Genomic DNA, 21263 nt, shown 5'->3' on the forward strand with positions numbered 1-21263 from the left:
CAGATAGCGTATAATAGCTAATCACTTAGCCATAACGTTTTATAAAAGACAGATAGCCAGAGAAAGTCTATGACAATCGGTTTAGAACATATTACCGTTGAAAAATTTAACAGTAATCAACCCATCCATTCAGAACATGATGTTTTAGCTATAGAAACCCCTGTTGCATTGGTATATAACGGTATTTCACATGTTGTCATGATGGCAACCCCTAAAGACCTTGACTATTTTGCTATCGGCTTTTCATTAACAGAAGGAATTATTCAATCCCTAGATGACATCTACAGCATTGACATTATCAAAGTGACAAATGGTTTTGAAGTGCACATTGAGCTATCATCACGGCGATTTTTTGAGCTTAAACAAAAGCGCCGGAACTTAACAGGTCGAACAGGTTGCGGTATTTGTGGCACGGAACAGATTGAACAAGTCTGTAACATCTTGCCTACCTTGTCATCCACTCATTTCATTGAGTTATCCTATTTTAATCAAGCATTGTCAGCATTAAAACGTGTTCAAACTGTTGGTGAACAAACGGGTTGTACGCATGCTGCAATATTACTTGATTTAGCAGGTAATTTTATTGCTGGTTTCGAAGATATAGGTCGACATGTCGCATTGGATAAATTGTTAGGCTTTCGAGCGACACAACTTAAAAAAAATCCGAATTTTCCTCAAGGTGTTATTGTTGTTTCAAGTCGAGCCAGTTATGAAATGGTACAAAAAACCATTCATTGTGGAATTGAAATATTGATGGCAGTATCCGCTGCAACCTCGATGGCAGTCGATATGGCCAAGAAAAGTAATCTTACCTTAATCGGTTTTTTCAAAAATGATAAAGGTGTAATTTATTCAGCTAGTCACCGAATACGTTAAAAGGTGAACAATGCGAGTTTAATGATAAATTTTTATGTGATCTTTTTCGCGTTTTAAAAAAAAGATGATTAATTATTTTTTTAGATATGACATACTACGGCGATTTTAAGAATGTGCCAAAAATAACAACACCATCACACATTCTCAAAATGAATTTATTAATAATACATTAATCTTGAAAAGATGAATTAGCTTCATCAAAATTTATTCTTACAAACATCTACAGACAATTTAAGGATACATCCATGCATCAAACATCTGATATTCAACAAGCGGTCAACTATATTCAACAAAAAACCAATAAAAAACCATCTATTGGTATTATATTAGGTTCAGGATTAGGCCCTTTTGCCGATACGCTTGAAGATGCAGTTCATATTCCTTATGACACAATCCCTCATTTTGCAAAATCAGCTGCTGTGGGACATTCTAATGAGTTAGTTATTGGTCAAAGCGGCGATAAAACAGTAGTTGCCATGAAAGGACGTTTTCATTACTACGAAGGATTTTCGTTAGATCAAGTGACCTTTCCGGTGCGAGTCATGAAAATGCTGGGCGTTGAAAAACTGATTATCACCAATGCTTGTGGTGCAGTGAATACCAGTTTTAATCCTGGTGATTTAATGCTGATCACTGATCATATTAATTTGACGGCAAATAATCCTTTAATTGGCCCGAACAACGATGAACTAGGTGTACGTTTTTTAGATGTCAGTGAACTTTATAATAAACAATTACGTGCAACCGTTTTAGACGTTGCCAAAGAACTTAATATTACCTTACGCCAAGGCGTTTATGCTTGGTGGACAGGGCCAACTTATGAAACACCAGCAGAAATTAGAATGATTCGGGTATTAGGTGCAGATGCAGTCGGTATGTCCACTGTGCCTGAAGCCATTATTGCTCATCATTCGGGAATTAAAACGATAGGCATATCCTGTTTAACGAATATGGCTTGTGGTATTTTGGATCAACCATTAGGGCATGAAGAAGTGATTGAAACAGCAGAACGTGTAAAATCAACGTTTTTACAATTAATTACTAAAACGATAGCACGCTTTTAATCACTGTTTTATTGTGTTGATGTTGTATTAAGGGTTTACTTTGTAGGTATCTGTAATGAACATAAGCAATAGATTGAAAATAATGTTGTTTTTCCAATACTTTATTTGGGGAAGCTGGCTGGTTACCTTTGGCTCTTATATGAGTCATACTCTCCATTTTTCAGGGACTGAGATAGGATTAGTGTTTAGTTCAAAGGGACTTGCCGCATTAATCATGCCATGCATTATCGGCATTATTGCAGATAAATTTTTACAACCTAAATACCTTTTCATGCTATGTCATACAATCTGTGCCATTGCACTTTTTTATGCAGCATCAATCACTCAACCTAATCCATTATTTTGGGTAATGTTAGCGAATGCTTTAGCATTTATGCCCACTATCGCTTTATCGAATTCGATCAGTTATCACTGTTTAGACAACAATAATATTGATTCATTAAAAGCTTTTCCTAAAATAAGGGTTTTTGGTACCGTAGGCTTTATTATAGCAATGTGGATAATAAGCCTACTTAAATTAGAACAGAGTCATGCACAACTCTATGTAGCCAGTATCGCATCAATCATACTTGTCATTTACAGTTCGACACTACCTAAAATAACGATTCATAAAAAAATAAAACAGTCATGGCATTCTCGATTAGGATTAGACGCATTTGTACTTTTTAAAAAACCGACAATGGCGGTGTTTTTTTTATTTTCGGTATTAGTAGGCGCTATTTTGCAAATAACCAATACTTTTGGTACCACCTTTTTGCGTGATTTTAATAAGATTCCGCAATTTGAAAATAGTCTAATTACACAGTACCCGGCTATTTTATCTTCAGTTTCACAAATGGCAGAGGTTGCCTTTATCTTAACTATCCCATTTTTTCTCAAAAAATTGGGGATAAAAAAGGTCATAATGATAAGCTTAATCGCTTGGACTTTAAGATTCGGACTATTTGCATTTGGTGATCCAACACCATTTGGTTTTGTTTTACTCATGTTATCCATGATTGTTTATGGTTGTGCATTTGATTTCTTTAATATTTCCGGTTCAATTTTTCTTGAAAAAGAGGTTAATGCAAGTATACGAGCCAGCGCACAAGGTTTATTTATGACTATGGTAAACGGTGTCGGGGCTTATTTAGGTTCAATTATCAGTGGTTTAGTTGTCGATATGTGTACCCATAATAATGTAAAAGATTGGCAAGCAATATGGTTAATTTTTGCGTCTTATGCACTCATTTTAGCTATCGTGTTTTACTTTAGTTTTCATGATGACCATACAAGCAATAAACAGATTAAACAATAGGATAGTCAACTCATATAATGGATTATAACAACATGTTTATCTTCTAAATCGAATCAATTCGTATTCATTATCATCACTCATTTAATGAACTTGAATAAACGACAGGGCTAATCCCCCTGTGATTATGTTTTACATCGAAAATTATCGATGAAGTTTTTTGTTACAAAAGTATTGAGATTCAAATATGAAAGAAAAATTTTTAGGCAGTTTTCTAGTTTTTTTAGGGGCATGTAGTTTTGGTGTCCTCTCTTCTATTGTAAAAACCGCTTATCAAGCTGGATATACATTAGGTGAAGTTACCGGTGTGCAATGTTTTTTGGGTATGCTGATACTATGGGGCAGTCACCTAATCGTTAAAAGCTTAAATAAACCCAAAGCAACCCCTGTTAAACATTCTCCTTCTACCCCAAAATGGAAAGTATGTGCTGTTGGAATTTTTCCCGGCTTAGTTGGTATCTGCTACTATCAGTGTGTTCAATTAGTTCCGGCATCAATAGCCATTATTCTACTGATGCAATATTTATGGATCAGTATCATTATTGATTTTGTCATATTTAAAAATAAACCCAGTAGCGTTCAACTTTTGACAGTAGGCATTATCATCATCGGTAGTTGCTTAGCAGCAGGCGTTCTTAATCAAGACATTCATTTAAATTTTTCAGGCTGTTTATTTGGATTTTTAGCCGCTTTAATGTATTCCCTTTTTATCACTACCAGTAGTAATGTGGGTAACGATTTACCAAAGCTTGAAAAAAGTGCCTTAATGATAACGGGTGCATGTATTATTACGTTTTTAATTTTTCCACCGTTATTCTTTTTTAAATACAATATTTCAGACCCACTTTATGTATTAGGATTCTTATTGGCGTTATTAGGAACCGTTTTACCGCCCTTTTTATTTTCGGTTGGTATGCCAAAAATTGGCATTTCATTTAGTGCGATATTATCGGCAGCTGAACTTCCGATAGCCGTGACCTGTTCTTATTTCTATTTGAAAGAATCTGTCTTGTTAACGCAATGGATCGGCGTCATCATTATTCTATCAGCCATTGCATTGTTAAATCTGAAAAATCTTAAGAAAGGCTCATAACGGCGTTATAATTTACGAATAAGACTAATTCGCTTTATATATACAAATTCTGACATCAAGGCTTAAACATAACGTTTAAGCCATTTAATAAAAATATCCGCTTTCGGATTATATTTGGTTTGTGGTCTTAAAATGTAATAACGCTGTTTACATAATAATTCCATATCAGGAAAAGGCATAACCAACTCTTTCGTTTCCAAATATTTACTAATTAACTGTTTTCGTCCCATGGCAATACCGGTATGGTTAATAGCCGCAATAATAGCTAAATCAGAACGATCAAAGATGATTTTGGGGATATCATTAAGTTCAAAAGGTAATGAAAAATTATTTGCCCATGACTTCCACTCTTCTAAGTTGGAGTCATGTCCCCAAGCTTGTCCGTCATGCAACAAAGTACAATTGGTCAATTTATCCACATTACCATATAAATCCTGTTTAAGCGCATAAGCGTGGCTACAGACTGGAATAATGGTTTCATTCATCAAATGGTCATAACGAACTTCTTCATAGCGTAGCGCATCAAAATAGATGGCAAGGTCAATATGATGACGATTAAAATTACTCACTTCATTACCGGACAAAATATTTAAACTGATATACGGATACTGCCGAGTAAATTCAGCAAGTTTAGGGACTAACCAACATTGAGTAAATGACGGTTTTGCATAGACCGTTAATGTTCCAGCTGCCTCTTGATTCGTTATTTCCAGAATTTCTTGATTCAAATTACGAAGCGAATTTTTTACTGCACTAAAAAGATTTTTGCCATTATAAGTCAATTCAATACGACGATGAAAACGCTGAAATAACTTAAAACCTAGCTCATCTTCTAATTTATTGATTTGATGACTGACAGCACTTGGGCTAATACAAAGCTCTTCTGCGGCTAAAGCGAATGATAAATGGCGAGCTGCTGATTCAAAAGTATGTAGTTTAGCTAATTGATAACGATTAACGATACGGCTTTGTGCCAAATATTTATTTTCATCATACATCTGTAATTCTCCTGTACTTCGACGGTCAAACTTCAGTTAGCTGTTTTTCAACTTTCATCTTTACATTTACAAACAATAATATGTAGGACAAGTATTGAAAAGAAGGACTTGCTGGTTTTAAATTACTTTTTTAGATGAATCCAGTTCATGTTAAGTTGTTTATTTATCATTTGTCAAATATTAATCAAAAACATCTAATAATAACAGTATTTAACAGCTTAAAAAGACGGCATTTTTAATTCAAAATTTATAATTTTTACTAAATTAATCATTAGTATAACGTAGATTGAAGTTTTTGTCGTGAATTGTTATTCATTCATCTGGTCTGATTAGCCTATTTAGTGAGTTAAACCGGCTTAAAAGAATGGTGATCGATAAAATTGAGATGAATGTAATGAGTTTGTTGTAGTCAATATTGGTTAGACAACTTAGCCGTTAATTTAAGTTACTGCTATATAGTCATCCTAATATTTTAATAAGAATGTGAGAGTGAATAAGATCGAATAAATATTAAATTTAAATGCGTCTAGCAAAATGTCTTATCCATTTTTTATGTTTAATTTAAACATATTCCTCCACAATCTTTATTGCAATGAACAATTTCTATACTTTTGTAACCTTAATAGTTTGATTTGTTATACTTGTTTCTACATTTTTATTTTTTAAATCAATAAAATAATATAGAGGAATAGGATTATGATGTTTCAAGACCTTGAAAAACGTCTACTAAGCCACCATTTAGTGATTAGTCTTGTTAAATTGGCAATATTTTCTTGGTCTAAACGAAGAATAACCGTTTTAACTCAAAAATTATTTTTTCAAGTATTAACAAAAATAGGCGTAATGGAATGTGATCAACAACTAGTAAGAAGTACTTCTTATCACGAGAAATCATCTCCAAAAGCGGCTGTAACAAAAGGAATTATTAAGCCAAATAAAATTATCATATCGAACACAACATTATTTCCAGAAAAACACTATCATCTCGACAGTTTAAGTAATTATTTGCTTAACAATATAGTTATTTTCTTAGGAAAGCTTATACCTATGTCGATATTTTCTCATTATGGAGATCAAGCTGAATTTGATTTAAAGAGTGATATGAAAACGAGTTAGCCGAACAGAATTGGTAATTTTATTGGTATTTTTATTCGAAATTAGTGTTAAGTTCTTGGTTAGTTTTATCCATTATAAAGTGTATTAGTAATGACAGGAGGCATTAAATTTTAATTTTCGTCTTGTAAAAATAAAGTAAATAATAATTTTTTAACTTGATTTATTAATTGTTGAATAGCATTTAATCGACTTGTTATAAGGAAATTACAAAAAAACTGGAAGTTAGTTATTTTATACTGATGTAGCACCGTAACAAGAAGTATCTTAAGAAAACAAGTAACAATCGTTTTTTTCATTGTCCGACACATTGTTATATTATTGTCCTGAAATAGAAAGGAAGTTATAGAATGAAGACACATAAAAAACCATTATTTACCTTAGTACAAAACAGTGAATCAGTAACAAAACAAAATACTTTAAGCTATTTAGACTCTAAACTAAATTATCCGGATTGCGTAGATGAAATCATTGCATTACGTATTAAGGAGCTTAAATTACATCATACTGAGTATAAAGAAAAAGAGTACAACGAAAAAAATACTTTTCGTAAAAATAAAGAGTTTTCATTTATATTTGGGGAAATATTTGAATCCGAACACCATGAGAAACAAATCGGTATGTTAAAAGATGAGATAGCTTTGGCTAAAGAGTCCAATAAAGTAAAGGAATTACTTGGTACTCGATTGAAAGAGATGGCTAAAGTATACCCAGATGTTGAACTTGATCTAAGTGATGTTGATGTGATCCCAACACAAATAAAAGAACATTTGTTTGCTCCACCTTTAATCTTAACTGAAGATAATGCCATTATGCTTTGGGATGATTAAAAAATAGTTTTAACAATAATTAATACTAGGTCTAATAAATTACAGGGTATAAGCCCTGTAATTTATTTAATAGGTTTGTTAGAACAAATACTAATATTTATCAGTGCTAACTGTTAAAGGCACTTTCACCATGGCTGTTAATATCTAATCCTTCACGTTCATGCTCTTCTGATACACGTAATCCAACTGACAAATCGGCAATTTTATAACCAATCAATGCGATAATAGCTGTCCAAACAACACAGGTAATCACACTCAATAATTGGATACCTAATTGGCTTAGCATATTCATGCCTTGGGCATAACCAATGCCGCCTAACGATTCTGCTGTAAATATACCTGTTAGCAGACAACCTACAATACCACAGACGCCATGTACTCCAAACACATCACAGGTGTCATCAATTTTTAACCTTTTTTTAAGAGAAGATACGCCCCAAACACCGGCAAAACCACAAATCAAACCAATTAACATTGCGCCACCAACGCCGACAAATCCAGCGGCTGGCGTTATGCCAACTAATCCAGCAATAACCCCTGAAGCAGCGCCTAAACATGATGGTTTACCTCGCAATACCCATTCGGCAATGGTCCACGCTAAAACGGCGGCTGCCGTTGCTGCGACCGTATTAATAAAAGCCAAGCTGGCAATCTCATCGGCTTGTGTTGCCGATCCCGCATTAAAGCCAAACCAGCCTATATAAAGAATTGCTGCCCCTAAGTACACATAAGGTAAATTGAAAGGTTTTAAGGGCTCACGATTATAACCGATACGATTTTTGAGCAGATAGGCGCCAATTAATCCAGCAACTGATGCATTAATATGAACCACCGTACCACCAGCAAAATCTAATGACCCTTCATCGCCTAATATACCCCCGCCCCAAACCATATGAGCCATCGGTATATAGGCGAATGTAAACCAAATTACCATAAAAATTAATACTGCTGAAAATCGAATACGTTCCGCAAAAGCACCCAGTATTAAACAGCAGGTAATACAGGCAAAAGAGCCTTGAAAAGCGATCCAAATCAGCTCATAAATCGTTCCCGAGAAGTCCGTTATCTTCACGCCAATTAATAAAAAATGGTCGAAGTTACCAAAAAACCAATTTCCTTGACCAAAGGATAAGGTATAGCCATACGTTATCCAAAGCACGGTGATTAATGAAAAAGTAACCAATACTTGTGACAACATGGATAACACGTTTTTAGAACGTAATAATCCACCATAAAAGAGTGCGATACCCGGTACGGACATAAATAGTACCAGTGCAGTACAAATCATCATAAAACCATTATCCGCTTTATTAGCAATAGGAACTTCATTTGCCAATACTGAACCAGAAACCAATAATCCAAACACTAAACTTAATTTTTTTAACATAATATTATCCCTATTTATAGTGCTAACTCATCGGTTTCACCCGTTCGGATCCGAACAACGTGCATCAATGGCGTAACAAAAATTTTTCCGTCGCCAATTTTGCCGGTATAAGCTGCCTGACAAATTGTGGTAATAGCTTCGTCGAGTTGATCGTCACTGATCGCTAACTCTATTTTTACTTTAGGTAAAAAATTAACAGTGTATTCTGCACCCCGATAAAGTTCGGCATGACCTTTTTGCCGCCCAAACCCTTTTACTTCTGTAACAGTTAATCCAGTGATACCAATATTTGAAAGTGATTCTCTGACCTCTTCTAATTTGAAAGGTTTAATCACAACAGTCACTAATTTCATCTATGTAACTCCTCATCTTTTACTATGGGTAATCAACATAATGCAAAGGTTATGCCAGCTTTGATTAAGATTAATTTGTTGTGATTTTAGATAAGCAATGATGAAGCGTTATCATGCAGGTATAAAACATGAATTGTATAACAAATGATTGAGCTGATAAGCTCTATTAGGTTATCAAGAAAATTTAACTCGATAGCGTTTGATGCACTAATCTGGTGCTATTGCGTTTTTGTAGTGCCTTTTAATCTATTCATTAATTTAATTAGAAGGTCACCATTAACTTGCGGTATTCATCAAAAGCAAAGTGATCAGTCATGCCGCTAATATAATCTTGCAACAAACGACAACGATAATAGAACTCCCAACTTTGAAAAGTCTCTTTCGTTTCATCTTTATTCTTAATAGCTTGTTGATAAGCATCCCGATGTTTAGCGGAAAGTTTATGATAAAGCCGTGTTTCAATCGGGTATTCTTTGTGATTATCGTCTTTTACTAATTTTAAAAAATCATGGGTTGGCATATCGAGTAAAGGACTATAGATATCTAACAATCCACTGATAATTCGGTGACCTTGTAATTCAATATTTTCAACAGATTCATGATTAAAAACATATTTGACCCCAACCGTTTTAAAGATATTTAATAATTTATATTCAGCCCCGTTACCTTCTAAGAGCGCATTATTAAATGAACCATGGTATATCTCCTCGATATTTTCAATAAAACGTTCAGCAGCATGAGGGACGAGTTTTGTGATAGTGTTAACACGTAAATACATGAAAAATTGCCCAATAGCTATCGCATTAAATTGATTTTGTCTTAGATTTTCATATGAACGCTCGACAACTTTATCAAAAAGATCACCAGGTTTGGTTGGCCCCCAAGCGTCCTTTAAATATTCATAAAGTTGTTGTACAGAAAATAATTTTTTTTCAACTGCATCTTCAAGATCGGCAATACAGTAAGAGATATCATCTGCTGCTTCCATAATATAAGTGAGTGGATAACGGTGAAAAGGTTCAATATCAAGTTGTTCAGATAACTCTTTGATAAAAGGCTCTTCAGATAAGTAATATCCCGGTTTTTTCATCAAATAGGAAAATTGAGCGGGAACTTCACGCAACCAATAGGCAGGTTTGGAATATTTTAATATTGATGCAATTTGCGAATAAGTAAGATTTAATCGCAAAATGGTATGAACTAATCGTATGGCTTGTGCATTACCTTCAAAATTGCATAAGTCTTGACGGATTTTACTTTTCAACTCCTGAAGCTCAGTATTATCCGTTTTTTGTATTTCAAGCACAGGATAATAAGATGATGCATGAATTTTTAATCGTGAGCCAAACCATTGGTTAATTGCTTTTTCACCAAAGTGTCCGAAAGGAGGATTACCAATATCATGCATTAAACAAGCCATTTCAACCAAACTTTCAATCGGCATAATAACTTGTTCTAATCCCAATTGTTCCAGTTTTCCGGCGTTGCTAAGACGATGAATGATCTCTTTAACAATATAACGCCCTACCTGTTGTACTTCCATGGAGTGGGTTAATCGTGTTCTGACAACTGAATTACGCTCTAATGGAAAAACTTGTGTTTTTTGCTGTAAACGGCGAATCGCAGCAGAGTTAAGGATCCTTCCTCGATCGCTTTCAAAACAACCAATAATAGAGTAGGGATCGGTTATTTTTTCTTGTTTATTTCTTTCGTTACGTTGATAATTAATTTTTTTATTAAATTCGATCATGCTCAATCCCTTGTATTCATATTATTATAATTTCTGTTTCGCCCATTCAATAGCCGATTGATATTCCACCGGTAATAACGATATCAAACTAGCTAAAGATTGCTTTAATTTATCTGGATTATCATGTGTTAAATTGATATGCCCTACTTTACGCCCAACTCGAACTTCCTTTTCGTACCAATGCAGATGCACTAAATCAATCGATAACCATTTTTTATTGAGTTCTGTACCGATTAAATTCACCATAATTGAAGGGGTAAAGACATCTGGCTTAGGTAGTGGCAATCTTAATAAAGCCCTTAAATGCAGTTCAAACTGACTAATTGAAGCACCATTTTGTGTCCAATGTCCACTATTATGCACACGAGGCGCCAGTTCGTTAATGAGCAAATCATTACCCATCACAAAACACTCCATCGCCATGACACCCACATAATTTAGTTTATCCACAATAGCCGATAACATGTGTTCAGCTTTTGACTGTAATGTTTTGTATTCATCGGGTAAGACAACACTCATTTTTAGAATACCGTCTTGATGTAAATTGTTAGTCAATGGATAAAAAACTTTTTCCCCATTAGCATTACGAGCCCCAATTAGTGAAACTTCTTTTTCAAATTTAATGGTTTGCTCAACGATCGCATGTCCATAAACTTCATCGGGTATATTGACGTTATTTTCATCATTAATCCGCCATTGACCACGACCGTCATATCCGCCTGTTCGACGTTTGACAATCAAACGTTGTCCTAACTGAGCAAACAGATTTGACCACTGTTGTTGATGTTCAAGTGAATGCCATTTCGCTGTTGGTAGACCAAGTCCATCGAGTAACTGTTTTTGCGTTGAACGATCGGCAATAATAGGGAATACATGGCGATTAACAAATTGAGGATGGTTAGCTAAAAGCTTGGTAAAAGGCGTATCAGGCCAACGTTCAATTTCAGCAGTAATCACCGACTGTTGATAAGGAATTGAATCGGGTTCAACATCTATGCCAACAGGATAGACTTTTATCCCTAAAGGCTCCCCCGCTTGTCTTAACATTCGTCCTAATTGCCCGTTTCCAAGTACACATACCGTTTTCATTGTCATGTTAATCTTCAACTCGCGGATCGGGATGATTAAGGACATCATCCGTTTGGCTTAATCGCCAAAGGGATAATCGTTGGAAAATATCGGCATCATGCAGGGCAAGAATTTGCGCAGCAAGTAAAGCAGCATTTGCTGCCCCAGCTTTACCAATCGCTAGCGTACCAACAGGAATACCTTTAGGCATTTGCACAATTGAATAAAGACTATCTACCCCACTTAAAGCCGCGGTTTGAACGGGTACACCCAGCACAGGGACAAGTGTTTTAGCCGCTAACATACCCGGTAAGTGAGCTGCACCGCCTGCACCAGCAATAATCACATCAATGCCCTTTTGCTTAGCGTCCTGAGCAAATTGAAACAGTTTATCGGGAGTACGATGAGCTGAAATGACTTCAACATGATAAAGAATACTGAGTGTATCAAGCACATCAGCAGCATGTTGCATCGTTGCCCAATCACTTTTGGAGCCCATAACAATAGCAATTTTAGGTTGAATACGCATAGAAAATTGTATGAATATTTAAAAAATTAAGTAGATAAAGTATACACTAAAATTTTATGAATGGGGATAAAAAGGATCGTTAAGGATATACACCATGCTACCATTGCCTACATAACAAAGGTAGCATGTGCATCAATTTGAATTTACGCTTTAACCGCAGCAATAACTTTTATTTCAACCAGATACGCTTCTACCATCAGCGCACAATGTACCGTACAACGAACGGGCGCACTACCTTTTGCTACCCATTCATCCCATGCTTTATTCATTGCGGTAAAATCACTTTTGTTGGCAAGAAAAATGGTGACATCTAAAAGCTGTGTTTTATCACTATTTGCTCTGGCTAACATATTATCTATTTCAGCCAGTGCACTTTTAGTTTGTGCATAAGCATCATTGATTAAATTAGTCGGTACACTGGTATAATAAATTACATAATTGTGTATTACCGCTTCAGACCAACGTTCTGCTGGATCAATTCGTGTTATTGTCATCATTTATTCCTTATAAGATGATTAATTAAGAAACCTTAATAAAATCTGCACGTAATTTTTTTATTTCATCACGCAACACACCTGCTTTTTCAAATTCAAGATTTTGTGCTGCTTCATACATCATTGCTTCTAGCTCTTTCACTCTGGCTTGAACCTCTTTGACAGAGACATAATGATACGGTTTACCTGGTTCAAAAGCTTGGACTTTCGCCGTTGATTTTTTAGTGCTTAATCCTGCTTCTAAAATATCTTTAATCTCTTTACGTACTGATTTTGGTGTAATGCCATGTGCAGTATTAAAATCTTCCTGTTTTTTTCGACGTCGAGCGGTTTCATCAATGGTTTTTTGCATTGCTGGCGTAATTTTATCAGCATACAAAATCGCTTTACCATTTACATTACGCGCGGCACGTCCTACTGTCTGAATTAAAGAACTTTCAGAACGTAAAAAGCCCTCTCGGTCAGCATCTAAAATCGCAATAAGCGAGACTTCAGGAATATCTAATCCCTCACGTAATAAGTTAATTCCAACAAGCACATCTACCTTGCCTAACCGTAAATCCCGAATAATCTCCATGCGTTCAACCGTATTAATATCAGAATGCAAATACTTCACTTTCACATTATGCTCCGATAAATAATCGGTTAGATTTTCTGCCATTTTTTTGGTTAAGGTGGTAACTAATACCCGCTCTTCATTTTGCATGCGGATTTTAATTTCCGAAAGCAAGTCATCAACTTGCGTTGCCACCGGTCTTATTTCAATAATAGGATCTAGCAAGCCTGTTGGTCTAACCACTTGTTCGATGATTTCGCCACCCGATTTTTCGATTTCATATTTTGCCGGTGTTGCCGATACATAAATTGTTTGCGGCATAATATTTTCAAATTCAGAAAATTTCAATGGACGGTTGTCCAACGCTGACGGCAAACGAAAACCATATTCAACCAAATTAAGTTTACGTGAACGGTCGCCATTATACATTGCACCTAGTTGGGGAATAGCAACATGGGATTCATCAATAAACAATAATCCGTCAGCCGGTAGATAATCAAATAACGTTGCCGGCGGATCGCCCGGTTTGCGCTGTGATAAAAACCGTGAATAGTTTTCGATACCCGAGCAGTAGCCTAATTCGGTCATCATCTCAATATCAAATAACGTACGTTGCGTTAAACGTTGTTCTTCTAACAGTCGTTGATTATCAAGTAGTACTTTCTGACGCTCTTTAAGTTCGAGCTTAATTTGAGCAATCGCATTTTCCATAATGTTTCTTGGTGTAACATAGTGGGTTTTTGGATAGATAGTTATACGTGATACCTCATTAACGCTATTACCTGTCAATGGGTCGAATAATGTAATTCGATCGACTTCATCATCAAATAGTTCTACCCGTACCGCAAGTTCATCCGAATCAGCCGGAAAAATATCGATGACATCACCACGAACTCGGAAAGTACCACGACTAAATCCAAGGTCATTACGCGTATATTGTAATTCAGCCAAACGGGTTAATATCGAGCGCTGATCGGTAATCGTACCTTTAGTTAAATGCAAAATCATTGACATGTAAGTTTCTGGCGCACCTAAGCCATAAATCGCTGATACCGAAGCGACTATGACGACATCACGACGTTCCAATAAAGATTTTGTTGCCGAAAGTCGCATTTGTTCGATATGTTCATTAATCGATGCATCTTTTTCAATAAATGTATCGGTTGAAGGTACATAAGATTCTGGCTGGTAATAATCATAGTAAGAAACAAAGTACTCAACAGCATTTTCAGGAAAAAAAGCTTTCATCTCGCCATATAACTGTGCAGCAAGTGTTTTATTTGGCGCTAAAATAATCGTTGGACGATTATGTTTAGCAATGACATTTGCCATCGTAAACGTTTTACCTGAGCCAGTCACGCCTAATAATGTTTGATGTGCTATTCCGTCATCAAGATTTTGATTAATCCTTTTAATCGCTTCTGGCTGGTCGCCGGCAGGTTTAAAATCGGAACACAATTTGAATTTTTTCATTACGTCGTAACCTAAAATTTTACCTATTAATAAAAATTATCCCCAAAAGGGCTTGACCTTTTAAAATGTTATATTTTTTGTTCAGTTAACATAAATTCAATTAATCGCCGCTTACTAATGACAACTTGATTTATGATAACTTATTGATATTATTAATTTCATTCCATTACGCTTACAATCTAAACAGTTCAATACAAAACCTTATAGAAACTGAGTTTTTTACTGTTTTGAATAAACTACTCACAGAGTTATCCACAGGGTTGGGGGATAACTCCATAAGTATAGTCTTTTTAAAATTTTTTCAAATTTCAACAAAAAATTTAGGGATTAAATCGCCTTTATTTAATTGTTTTTTTCTATTTTTAAATAGTTTTTAATAGCAAAAAACTAACAAACTAATTAATCTCTTCAATCTTATATTGATAGTTAACATCAGTTGTAGGTACAAAAGTTAATCGATGAGTGATGCATTTAGGGGCATCTTCAGCATGATGAGACACAAATAACAATTGTGTATGCCCATCAACAATTAAGCAATCTATCCAACGTTTGACTAATTCTCGATTTAAATAATCTAATCCTTGTAAGGGTTCATCCAATATTAATAATGTAGGATGTTTAACCAATGCTCTGGCAATCAAAACTAAGCGCTGTTGCCCCCAAGAAAGCGATTGAAACGGTTTATTAGCCTGAGAATATAAACCAAGTAGTTGTAGCCATTTATCCGCTAGCTTATTTTGTTTATCACTCGCTGTTTGATAAACCCCAACAGAATCAAAATAACCGGACAAAAGGACATTTTTAACGCTGGTACTCACTCGATAGTCTAAATGGAAGCTACTGCTGACATAGCCTATATGACGTTTTATGTCCCAAATGGTTTCACCAGAGCCACGTTTACGCCCAAAAAGTGTCAAATCATTGCTATAACCTTGAGGATGATCGCCTGTGATTAAACTTAATAGTGTCGATTTACCGGCACCATTAGGCCCGATAATTTGCCAATTTTGATGCGCTTTAACTTGCCAAGTTAATCCATTAATCACCGCTTTATCGTCATAATAAACATAGCCGTTATTTAAAATGATACGATCTAAGTGATCGGCAAGTTCAATAGGTGATTCATCTGCTTCTGGTAATGACATCTCAGGCAGATTTTCCAAATTAACCAGCTGCTGGATTGTTTCATCCTTTAATATTGTATCTTTTTTGCCCATTTTCAAGAGTTGACAATCGGCTAATAGTCCAATATTTTCAATGAATGGAGGAATATCATTAAATCGATTTAAAACCAATATGATAGTAATTCCTTGTTTGACTAACCCCTCAAGGATTTGAGATATGTTTTCACGTGATTGCACATCTAATCCGTCAAAGGGTTCATCTAAAATCAATAAATCGGGTTTTACCATTAACGTTCGACAAATCAATGCTTTGCGAGTTTCACCAGTTGACAGATATTTAAATCGACGGCTTAAAAGTTCGCTAATACCAAATTGTTGCGCTAATTGATGACACAAAGATTCATTTGCATGGGCTTGTTGAATAATTTGCGAAGTCGTTAATCCAGTATCGTGCTCACCTTCACTTAACATATCTGTATTATTTCGCTTCCATTCGTCATCAACCAATTTTTGCAGTTGCTCAAACGAGATATGGGCAATGGATTTAAATTGGTTAACAATTATACCAGATAATAGGGGTAACTCTCCAGCGATAGCTTTCACAAAAACCGATTTACCGCTGCCGTTACGACCAATACACGCTAAACTACTGCCTGAGTTGAGCGTCAAAGATTCAATATCAAATACACGATAATCACTGATCTTATAAACCGCATTTTCAATTCGTAACATGGATACCTCCATTTATTCAATATTATATTAAGGTGGCGATAATAATGTGCTGTGGATCAATAGACAGCATAATCTTCTTGTCTTTAGTTATTGCCAATTTTTCTATTTCTTGGGTTAATTTGGTCGCATAAATGGCAAGCCCAGAGGGCAATAATAATTGAATTTCACTCCAATGTTTATCGCTTTTAATTTGCACCACTTTTGCCGATAAACAGTTTTCATTGAGATGATTAAATTCAATGGCAGGGGCTTTAATGAGTAACATAACAGTTTTATTTGGACTCAATTTTAATCGTTGCACGCTTGATTGGGTAATATTAACTTTCAATTCAGTTTGATTATCGCTTAATAGAACGGTGATATAACCAGCGACCTCATTGATCTCTAATTGCTTAATACTACCATATAACTGATTACGTGCACTGGTCTGCAAAGATAACTTTGCTGTCGTTTTTAAAATATCATCGAGTGGAACTTTATCATCACTCAATATATTAAAAGCATTTTGCTGTAATTGCGTTAGCAACTCATAAAGCTGAATAAATCTTACTGCATAAGGACTAAGCTTTGTTCCACCGCCCTTCTTGCCACCAATTGAGGTAATAAAAAAAGGAGTCGGGGCTAACGCATTCATTTCATTAATAGCATCCCATGCAGTTTTGTAACTCATGCCGACTTGTTTTGCAGCCTGACTTAATGAGCCTGTTTGCTCAATCGCTTTAAGTAAGGCTATTCGACGAGGATCGACAAACCGGTGTTGATTCAGATTTAATGTCAGTAAAATTTCAGGATAAAACATGATGTTAGCCATTATTGCGCTTATTTCAAAGCGACCCGTCACCAAAAGATTTCTGTTATTGTAAACGCTTTTTAGCTATCCACCAAAAAATGAATCGATCTTACTAATTGATTGATTAGCAATAAAATGACTTAGCAATTTCCCTATACCGTTAAACACGCTTTCGATTGTCGAATCAATCCTAAATATCAAAAAGTTTAATTGTACTTTATTAACGAATTTTGATAGCATCGCTATATAATATTTTATATAACGATTAGCTATCTGTTATGACAACTTTAGTTAAACCAATATGATAGGTCATATTAAAACAACCTATATCGAGCGAGGAAGAGGATGAACAAATACATAAAAACATTGTTAGCCGTAACACTGTTGACAGCAACCACTCTATTTAGCGTTTCTGTTTCAGCCATTGAGAAGATAACTGTTTTTGCTGCGGCTTCACTGACGAACGTTATGCAAGATATTGCAAATGAATATCAAACCGATCATAAAAATGTTGAGATTGTGTTTTCATTTGCCTCATCATCCGTGTTAGCCAAACAGATTGAACAAGGTGCACCGGCTGATATTTTTATGTCTGCCGATCAGAAATGGATGACTTACTTGATTGATCATCATCTTGTTAACCATAAAGATAACTTACTCAAAAATGCTTTAGTACTTATTGCACCAAAACAGTCTTCGATTGATAAAGTTGAGATTAATTCTACAACGAATTGGAATGCTATTTTGCCTAAAAATGAAAAACTGGCTATTGGCGATCCCGATCATGTGCCAGCAGGACTTTATGCTAAAGAGTCATTAACAAATTTAGGGGTATATGATCAATTATCCCCTCAGTTTGCACCGGCAAGTAATGTTCGTGATGCTTTAATGTTAGTTGAACGCAACGAAGCCGTACTTGGGATTGTCTACAGCACAGATGCTAAAGTAAGTAAAAAAGTGAAAATAGTAGGGACGTTTCCTGCCAATACATTTACCTCGATTGAGTACCCGATCGCTTTATTGAAACCTGAAGCACAAAATTTCTATCAATATTTGCAATCACCCAATGCTAAAATAATTTTTGAAAAATATGGATTTATCACGCAATAACACATTATCACTATGCTACTGACAGACTTTGAATGGCAAACCTTATTGCTAAGTTTAAAAATTGCAGGCGTAGCCATTGCTTGCAGTTTACCCATCGGTATTTTCACCGCATGGATTTTGGCTCGATGCCAATTTTGGGGAAAATCTTGTTTGGATAGTTTTGTTCATCTTCCTTTAGTTTTGCCACCTGTAGTGTTGGGATATTTGTTACTGTTGACCATGGGCAAACAGGGAATAATCGGTAAATGGCTTTATCGTTATTTAGATATTAGTTTTAGTTTTAATTGGCAAGGTGCCGCGTTAGCTTCAGCCGTTGTTGCTTTTCCCTTAATGGTACGTTCAATTCGCTTGGCGATAGAATCGATTGATTACCGCCTTGAACAAGTCGCTCGCACGTTAGGTGCAAAACCGTTACGAGTGTTTATAACCATAACATTGCCATTAGCCTTTCCCGGTATTTTAATGGGCATAATTCTTGGTTTTGCTCGCTGTTTAGGTGAATTTGGTGCAACGATTACCTTTGTTTCAAATATACAGGGTGAAACCCGTACTTTGCCTTTAGCCATGTATACTTTATTGCAAATACCAAATGGTGAATTCGCCGCTTTTCGACTTTGCATTATCTCCATTATCTTATCGTTAGTGGCGTTATTCTTATCTGAAATATTAAACCGCTGGCATAAAAAAAAGTTAGCAGGCTGATAAATGATGTTAAATCTTGATGTAAAAAAACAACTTCCCCGTTTTTTATTTGAATTTAAACTTCAAATTCCTTGTCAAGGTGTGACTGCCGTATTAGGGGTATCGGGTGCGGGTAAATCGACACTGATTAATTTGATTAATGGTTTAATTAAACCTGACCATGGCTTTATCCATCTTAATGGCACAATCTTATATGATGGTGAACAAAAAATTTTTGTTTTGCCTGAAAAAAGAGATATTGGCACCGTTTTTCAAGATCCTTTGCTCTTTCCCCACTACCGAGTCATAAAAAATTTAACCTATGGTGCCAAAAAAATCACAATGTCACGATTTGATGAAATCGTCGATGTACTCAATATTCGCCCTTTATTATTACGCTATCCAGCCATGTTGTCAGGCGGTGAAAAGCAACGAGTCGCTATTGGTCGAGCACTATTAACTCATCCTAAACTATTATTAATGGATGAGCCTTTATCAGCGTTAGATATGCCGCGTAAAAAAGAGATGTTAAGCTACATCGAAAAATTGGTTAATGAACTAAACATCCCAATAATTTATGTCACTCATAACATAAACGAAGTCAAACGTATCGCTCACGATGTGGTCATTTTGGAACAAGGAAAATTATTAGATTATGGAAAAACCGATTCTATTTTGCAAAGCGATTATTTACAAGAGTGGTTATAAAGATTTAATTGATCACTATCTTTTTCTTGTTTAATATACGAAATACCATCATGCCATGCACCTAGTACGAGCCTTTTTACAGGTTTATTGTCCACTAAAAAATCATGGACAGCAGGTTTATGTGTATGACCATGTACCATTATATCTGCATGATAATGCTTCATCATACTGTCAACCGTTTGCTGATTAACATCCATAATATACGCTGATTTAACTTGATTACGTTCACGACTTTGTTGTCTTAATTTTGCAGCAATTTTCAAACGGATGAATAATGGCATCATTAAAAAGAGTTTTTGCAACCATCGCTTATGCATCATTTTACGAAACTTTTGATATTGAAGATCATCTGTACAGAGCAAATCGCCATGTAAAAATAGAATTTTTCCGTTTTGATTTGGTAAGCAATTTATATCTGGTAATAAGATCATATCACAAGTTTCAGCAAATCTTTTACCTAATAAAAAATCACGATTACCATGAACAAAATATTTTTTAATATGACGTTGAGAGAGTAATTTTAATGCATCTGCAACTTGATTTTGTAATTTAGAATTAACATCATCACCCACCCAATAATCAAATAAATCACCTAAAATGTAAAGTTCACTGTATTTAGGTAATGTTTCAAGAAACGAGAAAAAGCCTGCGCTGATATTAAATGAATCAGCCACAGGCTCACTATCTGATAAATGGATATCAGCGATAAAGTAACGGACAGGATTATTCAACCGTGACACTCGTAATAATCACGTCTTCGACTGGAACATCGGAATGCATACCATTACGTCCCGTTTTAACCGCTTTGATCTTATCAACGACATCAAGTCCATCAACCACTTCGGCAAAGACACAATAGCCAAAACCGTTAACATCTGCTGAACGATAATTTAAATAATCATTATCAACCACGTTGATAAAAAATTGTGCTGTAGCTGAATGCGGATCTGATGTACGTGCCATCGCCAATGTACCACGATTGTTTTTTAATCCATTTGCGGCTTCATTTTGAATCGGTGCTTTCGTCTTTTTTTGTTTCATACCCGGTTCAAAACCACCACCTTGAATCATAAAATTATTAATAACACGATGAAAAATAGTGTTATTATAAAACCCCTCTTTACAATACTCGACAAAGTTTTTAACCGTTTCCGGTGCTTTATCATCAAAAGTATTAATTTTTATATCACCATATGTAGTGTGAAATACGATCATAAATGTTCCTTATTTTCATTTTTAT

The 21263-nt window shown here is 35.3% G+C and carries 21 protein-coding genes; 9 read left to right on the plus strand and 12 right to left on the minus strand.

The window, feature by feature from the left end:
- The first annotated feature begins 69 nt into the window (after nt 1-69).
- The 4 genes from fdhD (at nt 70) to ACGH47_RS02850 (ending at nt 4327) form a co-directional block, all read left to right on the plus strand.
- Entirely contained in the window at nt 70-876 is an 807-nt protein-coding gene (fdhD, locus tag ACGH47_RS02835; protein WP_267361211.1) for a formate dehydrogenase accessory sulfurtransferase FdhD, read from the plus strand.
- 245 nt (nt 877-1121) lie between these two features.
- Entirely contained in the window at nt 1122-1940 is an 819-nt protein-coding gene (locus ACGH47_RS02840) for a purine-nucleoside phosphorylase (RefSeq protein ID WP_411598855.1), read from the plus strand.
- 55 nt (nt 1941-1995) lie between these two features.
- Entirely contained in the window at nt 1996-3237 is a 1242-nt protein-coding gene (locus tag ACGH47_RS02845; RefSeq protein WP_411622667.1) for a nucleoside permease, read from the plus strand.
- A gap of 184 nt (nt 3238-3421) precedes the next feature.
- Nucleotides 3422-4327 carry an EamA family transporter gene (locus tag ACGH47_RS02850; RefSeq protein ID WP_411622669.1) on the plus strand — a complete coding sequence of 302 codons (906 nt, stop codon included), beginning with the start codon at nt 3422-3424 and terminating at the stop codon, nt 4325-4327.
- A 62-nt stretch (nt 4328-4389) separates the two neighbouring features.
- Here ACGH47_RS02850 and dsdC read toward each other — a convergent pair whose 3' ends face one another.
- Nucleotides 4390-5325, minus strand: a complete 936-nt coding sequence (gene dsdC, locus ACGH47_RS02855) for a DNA-binding transcriptional regulator DsdC (protein WP_267361203.1) — start codon at nt 5323-5325, stop codon at nt 4390-4392.
- A gap of 696 nt (nt 5326-6021) precedes the next feature.
- Here dsdC and ACGH47_RS02860 point away from each other — a divergent pair.
- Nucleotides 6022-6441: a hypothetical protein gene (locus ACGH47_RS02860; RefSeq protein ID WP_267351328.1), complete on the plus strand. Its 420-nt coding sequence runs from the start codon at nt 6022-6024 to the stop codon at nt 6439-6441.
- A 347-nt stretch (nt 6442-6788) separates the two neighbouring features.
- Nucleotides 6789-7268, plus strand: a complete 480-nt coding sequence (locus tag ACGH47_RS02865; protein ID WP_267351326.1) for a hypothetical protein — start codon at nt 6789-6791, stop codon at nt 7266-7268.
- A 106-nt stretch (nt 7269-7374) separates the two neighbouring features.
- On the opposite strand, the gene amtB is transcribed toward ACGH47_RS02865, so the two are convergent.
- The 9 genes from amtB to ACGH47_RS02910 all read right to left on the minus strand — a co-directional run bounded on the left by amtB (nt 7375) and on the right by ACGH47_RS02910 (nt 17545).
- The gene (gene amtB, locus ACGH47_RS02870) at nt 7375-8655 is read right to left on the minus strand and encodes an ammonium transporter AmtB (protein ID WP_267361199.1); all 1281 of its coding nucleotides are present in this window, start codon (nt 8653-8655) and stop codon (nt 7375-7377) included.
- Between the two features lie 14 nt (nt 8656-8669).
- Nucleotides 8670-9008 (minus strand): P-II family nitrogen regulator, encoded by a 339-nt coding sequence (gene glnK, locus ACGH47_RS02875; protein ID WP_220216771.1) that lies wholly within the window; start codon nt 9006-9008, stop codon nt 8670-8672.
- A gap of 262 nt (nt 9009-9270) precedes the next feature.
- Nucleotides 9271-10764, minus strand: a complete 1494-nt coding sequence (dgt, locus tag ACGH47_RS02880) for a dGTPase (RefSeq protein WP_411622670.1) — start codon at nt 10762-10764, stop codon at nt 9271-9273.
- 18 nt (nt 10765-10782) lie between these two features.
- Nucleotides 10783-11847, minus strand: a complete 1065-nt coding sequence (gene purK, locus ACGH47_RS02885; protein WP_411622827.1) for a 5-(carboxyamino)imidazole ribonucleotide synthase — start codon at nt 11845-11847, stop codon at nt 10783-10785.
- A gap of 7 nt (nt 11848-11854) precedes the next feature.
- Complete coding sequence (purE, locus tag ACGH47_RS02890; protein WP_411622671.1) at nt 11855-12355, minus strand: 5-(carboxyamino)imidazole ribonucleotide mutase; 501 nt, start codon at nt 12353-12355, stop codon at nt 11855-11857.
- A gap of 143 nt (nt 12356-12498) precedes the next feature.
- The gene (locus tag ACGH47_RS02895) at nt 12499-12849 is read right to left on the minus strand and encodes a RidA family protein (RefSeq protein WP_411622828.1); all 351 of its coding nucleotides are present in this window, start codon (nt 12847-12849) and stop codon (nt 12499-12501) included.
- A gap of 25 nt (nt 12850-12874) precedes the next feature.
- Nucleotides 12875-14878, minus strand: a complete 2004-nt coding sequence (gene uvrB / locus ACGH47_RS02900; protein ID WP_220216767.1) for an excinuclease ABC subunit UvrB — start codon at nt 14876-14878, stop codon at nt 12875-12877.
- 395 nt (nt 14879-15273) lie between these two features.
- Nucleotides 15274-16746, minus strand: a complete 1473-nt coding sequence (gene modF, locus ACGH47_RS02905) for a molybdate ABC transporter ATP-binding protein ModF (RefSeq protein ID WP_411622673.1) — start codon at nt 16744-16746, stop codon at nt 15274-15276.
- Between the two features lie 10 nt (nt 16747-16756).
- The gene (locus ACGH47_RS02910; protein ID WP_267351313.1) at nt 16757-17545 is read right to left on the minus strand and encodes a TOBE domain-containing protein; all 789 of its coding nucleotides are present in this window, start codon (nt 17543-17545) and stop codon (nt 16757-16759) included.
- Nucleotides 17546-17869: 324 nt separating this feature from the next.
- On the opposite strand from ACGH47_RS02910, the gene modA reads away from it, so the two are divergent.
- The 3 genes from modA to modC are packed head-to-tail and all read left to right on the plus strand — an operon-like array spanning nt 17870 to nt 20023.
- On the plus strand, nt 17870-18634 hold the full coding sequence (gene modA / locus ACGH47_RS02915) for a molybdate ABC transporter substrate-binding protein (protein ID WP_411622675.1): 765 nt from the start codon (nt 17870-17872) through the stop codon (nt 18632-18634).
- A gap of 12 nt (nt 18635-18646) precedes the next feature.
- A complete protein-coding gene (gene modB / locus ACGH47_RS02920) occupies nt 18647-19336 on the plus strand; it encodes a molybdate ABC transporter permease subunit (RefSeq protein ID WP_411622677.1) in 690 nt (229 codons plus the stop codon).
- A 3-nt stretch (nt 19337-19339) separates the two neighbouring features.
- Nucleotides 19340-20023 (plus strand): molybdenum ABC transporter ATP-binding protein, encoded by a 684-nt coding sequence (gene modC / locus ACGH47_RS02925; protein ID WP_411622679.1) that lies wholly within the window; start codon nt 19340-19342, stop codon nt 20021-20023.
- Here the strand turns inward: modC and ACGH47_RS02930 are convergent.
- Nucleotides 20002-20754, minus strand: a complete 753-nt coding sequence (locus ACGH47_RS02930) for a UDP-2,3-diacylglucosamine diphosphatase (RefSeq protein WP_411622681.1) — start codon at nt 20752-20754, stop codon at nt 20002-20004. The genes modC and ACGH47_RS02930 overlap by 22 nt on opposite strands.
- Nucleotides 20747-21238 (minus strand): peptidylprolyl isomerase B, encoded by a 492-nt coding sequence (gene ppiB, locus ACGH47_RS02935; RefSeq protein WP_065559211.1) that lies wholly within the window; start codon nt 21236-21238, stop codon nt 20747-20749. Before ppiB ends, ACGH47_RS02930 begins: the two co-directional genes overlap by 8 nt.
- Nucleotides 21239-21263 lie beyond the last annotated feature (25 nt).

The sequence above is a fragment of the Gilliamella sp. CG16 genome (genome assembly GCF_046635785.1).
GTDB lineage: Bacteria > Pseudomonadota > Gammaproteobacteria > Enterobacterales > Orbaceae > Gilliamella > Gilliamella apicola_I.

Excerpts from the sequence above, each read along its gene's own strand:
- modB (WP_411622677.1), top strand. The coding sequence starts at position 18,647 with ATGCTACTGACAGACTTTGAATGGCAAACCTTATTGCTAAGTTTAAAA.
- ACGH47_RS02845 (WP_411622667.1), top strand. The coding sequence starts at position 1,996 with ATGAACATAAGCAATAGATTGAAAATAATGTTGTTTTTCCAATACTTT.
- ACGH47_RS02840 (WP_411598855.1), top strand. The coding sequence starts at position 1,122 with ATGCATCAAACATCTGATATTCAACAAGCGGTCAACTATATTCAACAA.
- ppiB (WP_065559211.1), bottom strand. The coding sequence starts at position 21,238 with ATGATCGTATTTCACACTACATATGGTGATATAAAAATTAATACTTTT.
- glnK (WP_220216771.1), bottom strand. The coding sequence starts at position 9,008 with ATGAAATTAGTGACTGTTGTGATTAAACCTTTCAAATTAGAAGAGGTC.
- ACGH47_RS02860 (WP_267351328.1), top strand. The coding sequence starts at position 6,022 with ATGATGTTTCAAGACCTTGAAAAACGTCTACTAAGCCACCATTTAGTG.
- amtB (WP_267361199.1), bottom strand. The coding sequence starts at position 8,655 with ATGTTAAAAAAATTAAGTTTAGTGTTTGGATTATTGGTTTCTGGTTCA.
- purE (WP_411622671.1), bottom strand. The coding sequence starts at position 12,355 with ATGCGTATTCAACCTAAAATTGCTATTGTTATGGGCTCCAAAAGTGAT.
- modF (WP_411622673.1), bottom strand. The coding sequence starts at position 16,746 with ATGGAGGTATCCATGTTACGAATTGAAAATGCGGTTTATAAGATCAGT.
- purK (WP_411622827.1), bottom strand. The coding sequence starts at position 11,847 with ATGAAAACGGTATGTGTACTTGGAAACGGGCAATTAGGACGAATGTTA.
- ACGH47_RS02850 (WP_411622669.1), top strand. The coding sequence starts at position 3,422 with ATGAAAGAAAAATTTTTAGGCAGTTTTCTAGTTTTTTTAGGGGCATGT.
- ACGH47_RS02865 (WP_267351326.1), top strand. The coding sequence starts at position 6,789 with ATGAAGACACATAAAAAACCATTATTTACCTTAGTACAAAACAGTGAA.
- ACGH47_RS02895 (WP_411622828.1), bottom strand. The coding sequence starts at position 12,849 with ATGACAATAACACGAATTGATCCAGCAGAACGTTGGTCTGAAGCGGTA.
- fdhD (WP_267361211.1), top strand. The coding sequence starts at position 70 with ATGACAATCGGTTTAGAACATATTACCGTTGAAAAATTTAACAGTAAT.
- uvrB (WP_220216767.1), bottom strand. The coding sequence starts at position 14,878 with ATGAAAAAATTCAAATTGTGTTCCGATTTTAAACCTGCCGGCGACCAG.
- modC (WP_411622679.1), top strand. The coding sequence starts at position 19,340 with ATGATGTTAAATCTTGATGTAAAAAAACAACTTCCCCGTTTTTTATTT.
- ACGH47_RS02910 (WP_267351313.1), bottom strand. The coding sequence starts at position 17,545 with ATGGCTAACATCATGTTTTATCCTGAAATTTTACTGACATTAAATCTG.
- modA (WP_411622675.1), top strand. The coding sequence starts at position 17,870 with ATGAACAAATACATAAAAACATTGTTAGCCGTAACACTGTTGACAGCA.
- dsdC (WP_267361203.1), bottom strand. The coding sequence starts at position 5,325 with ATGTATGATGAAAATAAATATTTGGCACAAAGCCGTATCGTTAATCGT.